This window comes from Paenibacillus radicibacter (genome assembly GCF_024721995.1).
Lineage (GTDB): Bacteria > Bacillota > Bacilli > Paenibacillales > NBRC-103111 > Paenibacillus_AM > Paenibacillus_AM radicibacter.
This window is the reverse complement of record NZ_JANQBC010000009.1, coordinates 269,159-282,379: the sequence shown is the minus strand read 5'-3', so window position 1 is coordinate 282,379 and position 13,221 is coordinate 269,159. Positions and strand designations below refer to the sequence as shown.

At 41.3% G+C, this 13,221-nt stretch carries 16 protein-coding genes and 1 riboswitch; of the genes, 13 read left to right on the top strand and 3 right to left on the bottom strand.

Annotation, left to right across the window (positions count from 1 at the left end; genetic code table 11):
• Nucleotides 1–144, top strand: a 144-nt coding sequence (locus NV379_RS17900) for an IS3 family transposase (protein ID WP_258208712.1), incomplete at its 5' end; no start/stop codon positions are given.
• Nucleotides 145–218: 74 nt separating this feature from the next.
• On the opposite strand, the gene NV379_RS17895 is transcribed toward NV379_RS17900, so the two are convergent.
• Nucleotides 219–1,421, bottom strand: a complete 1,203-nt coding sequence (locus tag NV379_RS17895; protein ID WP_258208698.1) for a polysaccharide deacetylase family protein — start codon at nucleotides 1,419–1,421, stop codon at nucleotides 219–221.
• Between the two features lie 204 nt (nucleotides 1,422–1,625).
• Entirely contained in the window at nucleotides 1,626–2,360 is a 735-nt protein-coding gene (locus tag NV379_RS17890) for an MBL fold metallo-hydrolase (protein WP_258208697.1), read from the bottom strand.
• 230 nt (nucleotides 2,361–2,590) lie between these two features.
• Nucleotides 2,591–2,742, top strand: a riboswitch (FMN riboswitch).
• Nucleotides 2,743–2,885: 143 nt separating this feature from the next.
• Between NV379_RS17890 and NV379_RS17885 the strand changes: the two genes are divergently transcribed.
• The 6 genes from NV379_RS17885 (at nucleotide 2,886) to NV379_RS17860 (ending at nucleotide 7,823) form a co-directional block, all read left to right on the top strand.
• Nucleotides 2,886–3,833 carry a DMT family transporter gene (locus NV379_RS17885; RefSeq protein WP_258208696.1) on the top strand — a complete coding sequence of 316 codons (948 nt, stop codon included), beginning with the start codon at nucleotides 2,886–2,888 and terminating at the stop codon, nucleotides 3,831–3,833.
• 68 nt (nucleotides 3,834–3,901) lie between these two features.
• Complete coding sequence (locus NV379_RS17880) at nucleotides 3,902–4,780, top strand: radical SAM/SPASM domain-containing protein (RefSeq protein WP_258208695.1); 879 nt, start codon at nucleotides 3,902–3,904, stop codon at nucleotides 4,778–4,780.
• 139 nt (nucleotides 4,781–4,919) lie between these two features.
• A complete protein-coding gene (locus NV379_RS17875; protein ID WP_258208694.1) occupies nucleotides 4,920–5,363 on the top strand; it encodes a class I SAM-dependent methyltransferase in 444 nt (147 codons plus the stop codon).
• Nucleotides 5,364–6,047 carry a phosphatase PAP2 family protein gene (locus NV379_RS17870; RefSeq protein WP_258208693.1) on the top strand — a complete coding sequence of 228 codons (684 nt, stop codon included), beginning with the start codon at nucleotides 5,364–5,366 and terminating at the stop codon, nucleotides 6,045–6,047. It abuts the gene before it with no gap.
• Between the two features lie 29 nt (nucleotides 6,048–6,076).
• Nucleotides 6,077–6,772, top strand: a complete 696-nt coding sequence (locus NV379_RS17865; RefSeq protein WP_258208692.1) for a response regulator transcription factor — start codon at nucleotides 6,077–6,079, stop codon at nucleotides 6,770–6,772.
• Nucleotides 6,762–7,823, top strand: a complete 1,062-nt coding sequence (locus NV379_RS17860; RefSeq protein WP_258208691.1) for a sensor histidine kinase — start codon at nucleotides 6,762–6,764, stop codon at nucleotides 7,821–7,823. Before NV379_RS17865 ends, NV379_RS17860 begins: the two co-directional genes overlap by 11 nt.
• 80 nt (nucleotides 7,824–7,903) lie before the next feature.
• On the opposite strand, the gene NV379_RS17855 is transcribed toward NV379_RS17860, so the two are convergent.
• Complete coding sequence (locus NV379_RS17855; RefSeq protein ID WP_258208690.1) at nucleotides 7,904–8,317, bottom strand: hypothetical protein; 414 nt, start codon at nucleotides 8,315–8,317, stop codon at nucleotides 7,904–7,906.
• A gap of 101 nt (nucleotides 8,318–8,418) precedes the next feature.
• Here NV379_RS17855 and NV379_RS17850 point away from each other — a divergent pair, with 101 nt between their 5' ends.
• From NV379_RS17850 to NV379_RS17825, 6 genes are all read left to right on the top strand, one after another.
• Nucleotides 8,419–9,099, top strand: a complete 681-nt coding sequence (locus NV379_RS17850; RefSeq protein WP_258208689.1) for a Type 1 glutamine amidotransferase-like domain-containing protein — start codon at nucleotides 8,419–8,421, stop codon at nucleotides 9,097–9,099.
• Nucleotides 9,100–9,177: 78 nt separating this feature from the next.
• A complete protein-coding gene (locus tag NV379_RS17845) occupies nucleotides 9,178–9,705 on the top strand; it encodes a GNAT family N-acetyltransferase (protein WP_258208688.1) in 528 nt (175 codons plus the stop codon).
• Between the two features lie 173 nt (nucleotides 9,706–9,878).
• Nucleotides 9,879–10,889, top strand: coding sequence for a helical backbone metal receptor (locus tag NV379_RS17840; protein WP_258208687.1), 1,011 nt, complete (start codon nucleotides 9,879–9,881; stop codon nucleotides 10,887–10,889).
• A gap of 37 nt (nucleotides 10,890–10,926) precedes the next feature.
• The gene (locus tag NV379_RS17835; protein WP_258208686.1) at nucleotides 10,927–11,916 is read left to right on the top strand and encodes a FecCD family ABC transporter permease; all 990 of its coding nucleotides are present in this window, start codon (nucleotides 10,927–10,929) and stop codon (nucleotides 11,914–11,916) included.
• Between the two features lies 1 nt (nucleotide 11,917).
• Nucleotides 11,918–12,703, top strand: coding sequence for an ABC transporter ATP-binding protein (locus NV379_RS17830; RefSeq protein WP_258208685.1), 786 nt, complete (start codon nucleotides 11,918–11,920; stop codon nucleotides 12,701–12,703).
• 16 nt (nucleotides 12,704–12,719) lie between these two features.
• Nucleotides 12,720–13,217: a HugZ family pyridoxamine 5'-phosphate oxidase gene (locus NV379_RS17825; RefSeq protein WP_258208684.1), complete on the top strand. Its 498-nt coding sequence runs from the start codon at nucleotides 12,720–12,722 to the stop codon at nucleotides 13,215–13,217.
• Nucleotides 13,218–13,221 lie beyond the last annotated feature (4 nt).

The following is a 13,221-nucleotide window of genomic DNA, read 5'->3' as shown; positions in this document are numbered from 1 at the left end:
CTATACTTAAAGGAATTTGAAAGTGTGGAGCATTTTAAAACTGAACTAGAAAAATATATAGATTACTACAATACGAAACGGATGAAGGCAAAATTAAAAATGAGTCCGGTACAGTACCGAACTCATTGCACCCAAGATGCCTGATGAAATAACCGTGTCTAACTTTTAGGGGTCACTTCAGAATTAATTTCTTAGAGGGGGGTTATTTAGAATACACTCTATTTTTTCTTCGTATATTCGTTTACATATTTCACTTCCGCAGGACGATTTGCTTTATCGATGATTTCATCAGTATCGAATAAGTCCTTAAATAGATGACTTTGAAGACGTAAACCTAGTCCATCTGAATGACGACGATCTTGATACAAGATCGAACCTAAATTTTGTTCATGCGTTTCGGAACCGACTGGTTGGAAGTAACGGAATCCTTTTTGATATAGATATTGAACAAGTGGATTCTTAAGGGTGTTTCCTTGTTTAAAAGTAAACCCTTGAGGGAATACGTAAACAGCGGTTGCACCAATAAGCGGTTTTACCTCTTCATCCCACATTTTCATATCCTGCTTGAGTTTGGTAAGCGTAATCTGATTATGTGGCCAATGATAATAACTATGAGAAGCGAAGTCCCAGCCGGTATCTTTCAACTTCTTGATAATAGGTTTTACCTGTGTAATTTCTTCTTGCATCATCGGATTGATAATATCATACTTTTTCGTTGCTTTATTATATTGCTTACTGTTCGTTCGGTAACCGAGAAGTCCTTCGAAGCCCGTTATGTTGATCGTACCTTTGGCACCGTTATAAGAGAAGTCCGGATGTTTGTTCACAAAGTCATCTAGGATCGGAATAATCTCCAGATCACGACGAATTTCTGCTACTTGATCCTCATTGTAAGATAGTGTAGCGATCTCTCCATTCTGGTCGAATACGAGTTTGTTTACCGTTCCATATTGGATTTGATTGAATTGATAATAGCTCAGATCGTCGATAGAGATTATGATGGGTTTCTTGCCCTTAGGTAGCATTAGTTTCTTACGTTCAATCTTGGTTTGGCCATTGGTTGTTACCTCTTCATACAAATCTTCCATATGTACGAGGATAAAATCTTTGCGATACAATTCGTCAATAATTTTGTTGAATTCAGGTACGGTGTTAAACCACTTATCCATTTGTTCGGATTGTGCATCACCGCGAAACGCGAGCTTCGGGTATGCGATAAGCGGATGGAAGAATAGATGTTCCGCCTTCCCTTGGTATTCCACTAATTCAACTGCTTGTTTAGATTTTGCTTCGTTAATACTTTCTTCAACTTGCTTTTGTTCTGCGACCTTTTTGGGTTGGATGACAAATTGGTTAAATCCAGAGATCGCACTTACAATAATGCATAAAAATACGCCGACAATGATGACTCTATTTCTCAATGTTGTAAATTCTCCTTCATGTCCTGTTCATATAATGATATTTTTGCATAGATAGATTTATAATATAAGAGAAGCGACGTGCGAGGGTTACAAACTAATTACGAACGGACTTGGAATAATATCCAGCTTGGTATATGAAGAGAAAAGCTCCAAGAACATTAATGAGTTCAGTGGAGCTTTCGCTTTATTATAGGATTATCGGATTTATTTCAAATTTGCTAGCTCAGCGATACGCTGATTCACATTATCACTGTAAGCACCGCCGTGGTAACAAATGATCGTTTCAATATCATATTCAGTAAGTTTCTGAACAGATTTCATTGCTGCATCCATATCGAGTGTAAAATTAGCAGGTGGTGCCACAAGTTCATCATTTATGTAGAATAGGGCATCTCCAGCAATTAAAGTTTTGCTTGGTTTATGATACAAACTAATATGACCTGGTGTATGACCCGGTGTATTAATAACAACAATGCCGCCGCAGTATGGTAATTCTTCTTGATCTGCAACTGTGCGATGAACCTCACCCTTAGGTAAGTTATTGTATAGATACAGGAAGCCTTCTCTGCGATCTTCCGGGATTGATTCTAGATTGTTGTACACTTTAGCGAACTTAATGATTGTCTCATTTCCTTGGATATATGGCTTTTCAATTTCATTGGCAAGTACTTCTGCAGGTAGAGCTAACGCTTCTTGGATGCCGGATAAGCTGCCAATATGATCGACATCTTGATGGGTAAGTATGATGGTATTCAGCTTGTTAAAGTCTGCGCCAGCTTGAGCGATTGCATCTTGAAATAGGGAGGTTTGCCCAGGGTAGCCTGTATCGATAAGAATGATTGACTTATCGTCCCATATTAAGGTCGGATAAATAACAGTAGGGTTTCCATTGCTTACGCCTTCAATCTTGAGTGCTGTAATTCCGTTTGCGAGTTTCATAATAAAATTCCCCCAGTTTTACTAGAATTAGTTCGTTATTCTATGAGGTGCTTTAGTTATCATACTCGCAATCAAATAGATATTCAAGTTAATTTTTTATTATATCATAATATTGAGAAAATGTCAAGAAAAAAATATTCGAGTTCAATAAACTTATTTTTAATTAGTAAATAATAAAAAGTCTATTGCCGAAAAATGATTATCTATGCTACAATGCTACGTAAATGAATATGGATCTTCGGGGCAGGTGAAATTCCTGACCGGCGGTGATGGTTCCCGAGAACCTCAGCCCGCGACTCATTATTTGGCGTTCATGCAAGTAATGACTGACTTGGTGTAGATTCCAAGGCCGACGGTATAGTCCGGATGGGAGAAGATCAATACAATCAGAGGTTTGGTTTGTCATGTCCATGTACATAACAATCATCTCTGGCTTGTTTGAATTCGCCCCGTTATCGATTTTTGGTAACGGGGCGATTTTCTTTCGAGATCCTATTCAAACACCAAGAAAGAAGGTAGTTGGATATGGAAGACATTATTCGTAATCAGAAGTCTGCATCGCAGACGCAAGTCGCAAGTCGCAAGTTAAATGGCGTATGGCTCGTTGTTCTTGGAGCTGCTATGTGGGGTGTTGATCCCCTGTTTCGTATTCTTTTGCTCAAATCATTCACATCAACTCAAATTGTCCTAATCGAGCACATCTTGCTTATGTTCTATGCGCTGCCTGTACTTTGGATTCATCGCGGAGAACTACGTAAACTGCAATTCCGTCATATTTTCGCTGTGCTGTTCATCTCATGGGGAGGATCAGCGATTGCAACGATTATGTTTACTTCCGCATTCGCTTATGGGAATCCGAACGTTGTGTTATTACTTCAGAAGTTGCAGCCATTGTTTGCGATAGTCATGGCACACTTCGTGTTGAAAGAAACACTACCTAAGCGTTTCCCGATCTTGCTCCTCGTTGCACTTGCAGGAACTTACTTGCTAACATTTGGCTGGTCAGGTTCTGGTGGGAGCTTTGCTGAGGTAGCAGGCATGAGTGGTTTACTCTCCATTGGAGCTGCGATTCTATGGGGCGGTTCAACAGTAATGGGTCGTGTATTGCTCAATAAGATCAACTTCGAATCCGTAACAGCATTACGCTTTGCAGCGGCACTTCCTTTACTACTGGTAACCTCATGGATCGAGCCTTCGCAATGGGTAATGCCCTCAGGAGCAGGGGAGTGGAGCTCGGTCAGTATCAGCTTATTACTCCAAGCATTCTTACCAGGTTTATTAAGTCTATTGCTCTACTACAAGGGGCTCTCCAACACCAAAGCGTCCTACGCAACACTTGCAGAACTATCTTTCCCAGCAGTAGGCGTACTTGTGAACTGGCTTGTATTCCAACAAGCGCTAACAGCTTCACAACTAGTCGGATTCGCCTTAATCTGGGGCGCTATTGTCGTCCTCTCCCGCGCTGAGAAATGAGCGTGTAGATAATTCTCCTATTTTGTGTACAATAAACATATAGCACAGATAGGATTGGAGCCTAGTAAATGAAACGATTTAAGAAATTTTATATTGAGATTACGAGCGTATGTAATCTAGCTTGCACGTTCTGTCCTCCGACACAGCGCCAAGCGAACTTTATTAAGATAGATGCGTTTACGAAGCGATTAGATGAAGTGAAGCCGTTCACCAACTTTATATATTTGCATGTAAAAGGGGAGCCGCTGCTTCATCCGAAAATCGATGAACTACTCGACATCAGCCATGAAAAAGGCTTGAAAGTCAACATCACGACGAACGGCACGTTGCTTCAGAAGAATAAGCATAAGCTGTTAACGAAGCCAGCACTGCGTCAGATGAACATCTCTTTGCACAGTTTCGACGGACATGAAGGTTCTGAGAATAAAGAAGGGTATATCAGCAGTGTCCTTTCGTTCGTTCGAGAAGCGCGTGAGCAGACGAATATCATATTCTCCCTTCGCTTATGGAACTTGGACCAAGACAATGTGACCAATGTGGAACGAGAGCGCAATCGTGAAATTCTGTCTATGATCGAGAACGAGTATGACCTTGACTTCAAGATTGAAGAGAAGGTTGAACCTGGCAAAGGCGTCAAGATTGCAGATCGTGTATACATCAACCAAGATTATGAGTTCAAATGGCCGGATCTGAAGGAAGAAGAGGATGATGGCAAAGGCTTCTGTCACGGACTTCGTAATCAAGCGGGGATTCTCGTTGACGGAACAGTCATTCCTTGTTGCTTAGATGGTGAGGGTATCATTAATCTGGGAAATATTAATCAGAATCCGTTCGAGGATATTATTAATGGTGAACGTGCAAGCAATATTGTAGAAGGATTTTCACGTCGTGAAGTGGTTGAAGAGTTGTGCCGCAAGTGCGGATATCGACAACGTTTTAATATGTAAAATAATTAAGTATGTAAGAGGAACCTCGTGTTCCTCTTTTTTGCGTTCAGCCGATGATTTCTTCAGAAAGGCTTAAGGATTTCCCTACCTTGCATTAAAGAAAGTATGGATAGAATGGTTGCAAGAGGAGGGATTGTTCGTGAGATTAAGTAAAGGTATGCAAATCCAGCAAAACTGGCTTTTCTTAATGAAGTTTATAATGGCGCCCGCACAAGTCCTACTATTTGAAAAAGATCCCGAGATGCGTGAGCAATTGCGACTGCGATATCCGCAATTCACCTGCCATGAGGACTGCTTAAATCTCATCCAAACGATGCATGACGAGCAAGTCGAACATCTGGATTGTATATTCAGTGGTCTTCCTTTTTATAATTTCCCACAATCCGTGCGGGAGCAATTGTTAGAACAGATCGTCGGTGCTCTTCGAGAGAACGGTTGGTTCATAGCTTTCCAATATTCCAAGCAGATGTTGGAGCAATTCAAGGTCCATTTTGTAATCGAACATATTCATTACGTTCCGTGGAACTTTCCACCTGCGTTTGTTTACGTTTGTCGTAAGAAAAGAAAGAGGGGGAGTATGTGAATGAAAGCTAGACGTAAGAAGAGAAAACTTGCAGCGTATTATCCATTGTTATGGATGCTTGCTATTCCGGTACTCAACATTTGCTACGGATTACTCAATCAGGATCGGGGAAATGTCTCTAGTTTATTAACATCATTTGATGTGAATATTCAGTTCGTTCCAGGCTTTATAATACCTTACTTGCTCTGGTATCCGTTTATTATTGGGATGTTGGTTGTCTTTTTCATGAAAAATAAGACGGCGTATTATCGCACACTTCTCTCACTATGTATGGGACTTGTGCTATGCTACATCACGTATTTTATATTCCAGACGACGGTTCTGCGTCCATCTATTGATCCAAACCAAGGAATTCTTATGATGCTCGTGAACTTTGTGTATCAAACCGATGCGCCATATAACTGTTTTCCGAGTATTCATGTGCTCTCTAGTTATGTCATTCTGAAGGGTTTGGCGGACTGTCCACAAGCGGCAAGAGCGATTCGAATCGGGACTTGGGTCATGTCATGGCTAATTATCGCATCCACATTGTTTGTGAAGCAGCATGTGTGGGCAGATGTAGTCGGAGCGATTGTATTAGTTGAAGTCGTGTATTATGCTGTAAAAAGATGGATACCTGCTCGTGAATCGAAGTCACCCGCCCGGGCACAAATTTTCAACAATAAGCAGAAAAGTCTTACGTGAATTGTGGAATATAGAGGAGGGTGACATACATGGCAGTTACGATACTCGTTGCCGATGATGATCGTGAGATACGTAATATCGTGCACATTTATTTACGCAATGAAGGTTATCGAGTGTTAGAAGCGGAAGATGGTCTTGAAGCTTTGCACATCCTACAGTCTGAGCCGATTCATCTTATTATTCTCGACATTATGATGCCGAATCTAGATGGGATTCAAGCGTGCATGAAAATCCGGGAACTGTCGAAGATTCCGATTATTATGCTTTCAGCTAAACAAGAATATCTAGACAAGATTACAGGTTTATCCACGGGCGCAGATGATTACGTAACGAAACCCTTTAACCCGTTAGAACTAATTGCGAGAGTCAAAGCGCAGCTGAGACGACAGAATTACTCCACCCTGACAACTCCTAATCATTCCTCCGAAATTCATATCGACGATCTTATTATCTCACCCAATGAACATAAAGTGATTGTTAGAGGGCAAGAAGCCGTACTCACTCCGATCGAATTTTCTATTTTAGAATTACTCGCAACCCATCGCGGACAAGTGTTTAACATGGATAAGATTTATCACAGCGTATGGAAAGACCCGTCCCCTTATTACTCGGAAAATACGATCATGGTGCATATCCGTAACATCCGCGAGAAGATCGAACTTAATCCGCGAGAGCCGCAAATTATTAAGACGGTGTGGGGAGTGGGATATAAGATTGAAAAGTAAGCTGTGGAGCCAATTTACGGGTCAGAGTCAAGTTCGTATTCGGATTATGTGGATGGTTGTGTTTAGTTTCATTATTACGTTTACAATAAGTGTTTTCATACCCTATGAATGGTTTGTGCCATTAAATATCGTAGTATTCCTTGCTGGGTTTCTATTTCTCTACACTGTGATTTCCCGTCCGATCGTCCACTACTTGTCTGACATAACCGATGGGGTCATGAAAATAGCAGGTGGAGATTTGAGCTATCGGATTCCTATCTTACGTGAGGATGAGCTAGGGACTGTTGCTGTGAATATTAATCATATGGCAGATCAATTGCAGGAGCGAATAAGTAGGGAACGGGAACTGGAACAAGCGAAGATGGAGCTCATTACGTATGTATCACATGATTTGCGAACTCCGCTCACGAGCATCATTGGTTACTTGGATTTGTTGAACTCTCGTAAAGTGGATGATGCTGCGCAGCAGGAGCGCTATCTGGAAGGGGCTATTAATAAGACCCAACAATTAAAGACGTTAATTGACGACTTGTTTGAGTATACACGGCTTACGTACGGAGAGACTCGATTGTCCATTCAATTGATCGATGTGAACAGCTTGCTCGAACAAATGCTCAGTGAATTCGAATCTGTTGCTATGGAGCAAGGAGTCTCAATCCGTAAGTTGTCTACTTTAGGACCTGTTACATTAGAGGTTGATGCTGAGAAAATAGTTCGTGCCATTGATAATTTATTAATGAATGCACTTAAATTTTCGTATCAACCAGGGGAAATTGTAGTCAGTCTGTCTGAGCATGTAGATGAGATCATGATTCAGATTGAAAATGAAGGAAAGCCGATTTCCAAGGAGCAGGAAGAGCGTTTATTCGATCGATTCTATCGTCTGGAACCAGTTCGGGCGGATACGTATATGCCCTCTGGATCCGGTCTTGGGCTTGCAATTACCCGTCATATCGTCGAAATGCATGAGGGTGGAGTTAAGCTTCTGCACAATAATGGGCATTACCAAGTCCTAGTAACGCTTAAGAAAAAGCACGATTCAGCAAGATAAATGTTGTCAACACATTGCTTTTTATAGCGAATTATGCGCTTACCCGGGAAATTAATATTTACGTATTTCCCAAGCTTTCATTATTTCTCATCGTCCCAGATTAAGGAGCAAATTTTCCAACCATCTGGTGTGTGAATGAATTGTGTACTCTTACTGCCTTTCATTTGAAAATATTGTCCATCACGTACGCCAGATTTTTCGTATACGCTGAACCGATGCGCGATTTGACCGAAGATTTCGGTTTGTTCGGATATTTCCTTTTCCTCAAAGTCAACTAATGTTCCATCTGTTAATATGATTACTCTCGGCTTGATGAATTCCTCCAGCGTGTAAATGATAGGTGTGGAACCTGTGTTGCAAATAATCGTTCCACTTGGGATGAATAGCTCGTGAATGAGATTTACCTGGGGAATGGCTCCTTCTTTGTTCGTGAAGAGTTGAAAGAAAAACTCAGTTAGTTGATCGAGTTGTTCTTTTACAAGCGATTGATCCATGGACGGATACACATCCTATCTTTATTTTAAAATCATGAAAGTCTTCTAATTCGTAGTTATACCTGTTATTATACTGGTAAATTATAGGGAGTGGTGGTTATATGGATAAACATTTATTTTTCGTAGGTGGGGGACCGAATCCTTATACACCTAGACTGGCTAGAAAATTTGCAGAACTTGTTCAGGCAAGAGAAGGATGCGTCGTAATCCTAGGTGTCAATTCGGATTGGGAGATATTCATGGCACGTTATTCAGAACCCTTAGTAGAGAATGGGATAGACGAGTTAAGAATTCATCTTATTACGTTGCCGACGAATGAAGTCGATCAAGTGGCAAATCTTATTTTACAAAGTGCAGGGGTCGTAATCGGTGGTGGGGATACGAATTTGTATGCAGACTACATTGTGAATACCCCGATCGGTAATGCAATTAAGCAAGTCTATGAACTAGGCATTCCCATGTCTGGGTTCTCTGCAGGTGCACTGATCAGTCCTGTGACTTGTGTGTTGTCCCCAAAAGATAACGATAAAGAGGAATTCCAAGTTCGTGAAGGATTAGGGCTAGTTGATGAAGTGGTCATCGCTGTTCATTTTAGACAATGGGAAGAAGAGAATCACTTAAGACAAGCTGTAGAGACATGCCCCAATACGGTTAATTACGGGATTGATGAGAATGCGGGTGTCTACTTTTTAAATGGTGTGCTCTCGATGATTAGTGATACAGAAGAAGACGGTGTACATACGATCGTTGATGGTGAGCTGAAGCGAATTAATCTGGCGTAGGAATAAAGCACTTCATTAGAGTTTATTATAAAGAACATTTGGCTGTTATTAACAACTAGTAAAGGTGGTTAAATATCGATGAGGACGGGCTCAATTACCATTGAAGAAGTTACATCTCTAGACCCGATTCAAGATTCTGAAGTATTGCACCAACTCTGTGAACTATTAATAGATGTCGTAGCTGACGGTGCGTCTATTGGTTTCTTGCATCCTGTAGCATTAGAGGAAGCTCGCAATTACTGGCTGAGCGTCTTGCAGAATGGCGTTAAGTTATGGATTGCGAAAGATGAGCATAACGTTATCGCAGGAACGATTCAACTTCATCTCGTCTTGAAAAAGAATGGGCTACATCGTGCGGAAGTTGCCAAGCTCATGGTGCATCCTGCACATCGTAGGAAGGGCATTGCGTGGCAGTTACTTCATACGATGGAAGATACAGCGAGAGTGGAGAATCGATCGCTGCTTATTCTTGATACTCGTGAAGGAGATCCGTCTAATAAGCTCTATCAATCGCATGGTTATATTGAAGTAGGACGTACTCCTAATTTCGTTATTAATGAAGTTGGAGAGTTCCAAGCAACCATTAATTATTATAAAATCTTATAATTACTCGTAAAGAAGCTAGAAATTGTCACACTAGCTTCTTTTATTTTGAAAAATCTATAAAAAATTTAATAAGACATATTGTCAGATTTCTATGTGCATGTTAACATACCCGTATTGATAATAATTATCAGTCTCATTCTAATAACATATAGATAAAGAGGGGTATTTTACAGATGAAAAAAGTACTTAGATCAAGCGGAATTATTGCAAGTGCACTTCTATTAACATTGGCTGTTGGTTGTGGTAACAAAGAAGCAGCTCCTGATACGAAAGCGAAAGAAGTAGCTGCTACAGCAACACCAGCTGCTACGCCTGCTGCAACACCAACAGCGACTGGAGCACCTGCTTATAAAGTAGATGAAGAGAAAGCAGCAGCATTACTTGCTCAATTTGGTGGTCAAACACCGAATAAAGTCGTAACAGTATCCGTATCTTTAACTGAAATTCTTAATGTACTTGGTGTTAAACCTGTAGGCGTTCCAACTTCAACAGTTGCTTTGCCAGAAGCATTAAAGGATGTTACGAAAATCGGTTCAGCACTAAAGCCTGATATCGAGAAAGTAACAAGTTTGCAGCCGGACATCGTGGTAGGACCTGCATCGATCAAAGACAGCTTAAACAAACAATTCGGCCCAGCAAACTTAAAAACAGCATTCTTACCGGCTGATTCTTTAGAAGAATTAAAATTATCTACGGTTGTACTTAGCCGTGTGTATAAGAAGGAAAAAGAAGCGAATGATTTCCTAGCGAAACTTGCTGAGCAAGAAAAATCGATCGAAGAACAATCCAAAGGTAAACAAGCACCTAAAGTGATGTTCTTGTTCGGTTCTGCTGAATCATTCATGATGATGAATGAGAACACATTTGCAGGCAGCGTAGCGAAAAAGCTTGGTGCGAAGAACGTTGTATCTGAAGTGTTGAAATCCAAAGAAACATACGTTGCACTTAATATGGAAAATGTCGTAGCAGCTAATCCAGATGTAATCTTACTAGTTGCTCACGGTGATCCGAATACAGCGATTAAGAAGTTTGAAGAAGATGTGAAAAAGAATGGTGCTTGGGATAAACTTAATGCCTTTAAGAATGGCAAAGTAAAAGCACTTGATTATAACTTGTACGGTGTAGCATCCGTTGCTAAAGCAGGCGATGCGTACAAACAAATGTTCAATTTCTTGTATCAATAAGGAAATTATTGGTTTATAGTCAATAGGGGGAAGACAGATGCTAGCACAGAGTAGGACAAAAGGATTCACGATCGGCATAACATTCATCCTGCTTATCGTTGCTATTATATTATCGATTGGACTGGGGAGCGTTCGCTTCTCACCAATTGAAATTATTAAGGCGTTGTTTGGTAATGGTGGAGAGGTTTCGGACACGATTCTGTGGGATATTCGAATTCCACGCGTAACACTTGCAGTTGTGATTGGTGCGAATCTTGCGATATCTGGCGCGCTCTTGCAAGCGGTTATGCATAATCCACTAGCTGACCCTGGTCTTACAGGGGTATCTGGTGGTGCATCGGTTGCGGTACTCTTCATTTTGCTAGCTGCACCTGCGTATTCCTCGTTCATACCTGTTGCAGCAATTATTGGCGGTAGCTTAGCAGCAGTATTGGTTTATGCCCTTGCTTGGAAGAAGCGGGGCATTACGCCTGTTCGAGTGATTCTATCAGGTGTTGCCGTAAACTCCGTCGTTGGGGGTATTGTTGGTTTACTATCCCTTCTCTATAGCGATAAGCTTCCAGGTGCATTGCAGTGGCTAAACGGAAGTATGTCTGGTAAAGGGTTAGGCGATTTAACGGTTATGCTGCCTTACTCAATCATAGGTTGGGTCGCAGCGTTATTCTGCATTCGTCAGGCGAATGTACTTCGTCTAGGCGAGCAAGCTGCACTAAACTTAGGTGAGAATATTAATCGTATTCGAATCTTGTTGTCTTTTGTAGCTGTCTATTTAGCAGCGGTTTCTGTTTCTACTGTTGGTATGATCGGCTTTGTCGGATTAGTTGTACCGCACATGGCACGGATGTTCGTCGGATCAGACTACAAGCAATTGCTGCCTATGAGTATCGTTCTTGGTGCACTTGTACTGCTTGTAGCGGATACAATCGGAAGAACGTTCTTCGCTCCACTTGATATTCCAGCGGGTATTGTGATGGCTGTCGCTGGTGGACCTTACTTTTTATATCTCATGAGAAAAGGTGATATCTAATATGCTACAAGCAATTGACTTAACGATTAGTTATGACGGTAACGCGATCGTAAAGAACGTCACCCTACAAGTGGAAGAAGGAGAGATCGTCTCCATTATCGGTCCGAACGGTTCGGGGAAATCGACATTGCTTAAGGGAATTTCTCGTATGATTCCTTGTGAAAGTGGTCGTGTTTGTATTGCTGGTCAAGAACTTAAAGATATGCATACGAAACGTATTTCCCAGATGATGTGTATCTTGTGTCAACAGAATCAGACGCCAGCCGATATGACAGTGGAAGAACTCGTATCTTATGGTCGTTTTCCTCACAAAAAATGGTATGAACGCCTTTCAAGCAGTGATCATGAGATCATTGATTGGGCAATAGAAAAAACGGGTCTGTCTACATATCGTAAGCGCCATGTGAACTCCTTGTCAGGTGGAGAAGCGCAGCGTGCTTGGATAGCGATGGCATTAGCGCAGCGCCCTAAAGTGCTCTTACTTGACGAGCCCACAACGTATTTGGACATCGCGCATCAATTGGAAGTTCTTGAACTTGTACGTTCACTGAATAAAGAATTAGGTATTACTGTTATTATGGTTCTGCATGATCTTAACCAAGCAAGTACGTATAGTGATCGCATTTGTGTGATTCGTAACGGTGTGGTTGCTCTATCTGGCAAGCCAAGCGAAGTTCTCACGCATGAAATGATACGTGATGTATATGGAGTAGAAGCAGAAGTTGAATTTATTAATGGTGAAAAAGCACCACGTATTCATCCACTTCGTAAAGCTCAAGTCAATTAACCAGGGGGAAGTAACAATGAAACCAATCGATACAGCAACAATGAAAGTTAAATTCCAAGAATTTATCGGTAGCCGCAAGACACTTATGATCAGCAGTCAAGATGAAACAGGAGCACCTTTCATTAGCTATGCACCATTCGTTAAGGTTGAAGGAAACTTATACATTTACATTAGCAAAATTTCGGACCACTTCCGTTATGTAGAAGAGAACGAGCGTATCCACGTCATGATGATTGCTGACGAGTCCGAGACTCCGAATGCATTTGCTCGTGAGCGTGCTCGTTATGCTTGTTCAACTGAGAACTTGGGTAATGAGGGCAATGAAGAGATCTTCGAACAATTCAATACGAAGTTCAGCGACAAAATGATGAACATGCTTCGTGGACTTGATTTCTCCTTGTTCAAATTGACTCCACTTACTGGCCGCTTTGTAGTAGGTTTCGGGCAAGCGTACGATGTGGATATTACAGGTGAGAAGTTCGAGCACATTGTTGTAGACAAGAAGGACAAGTAATTCT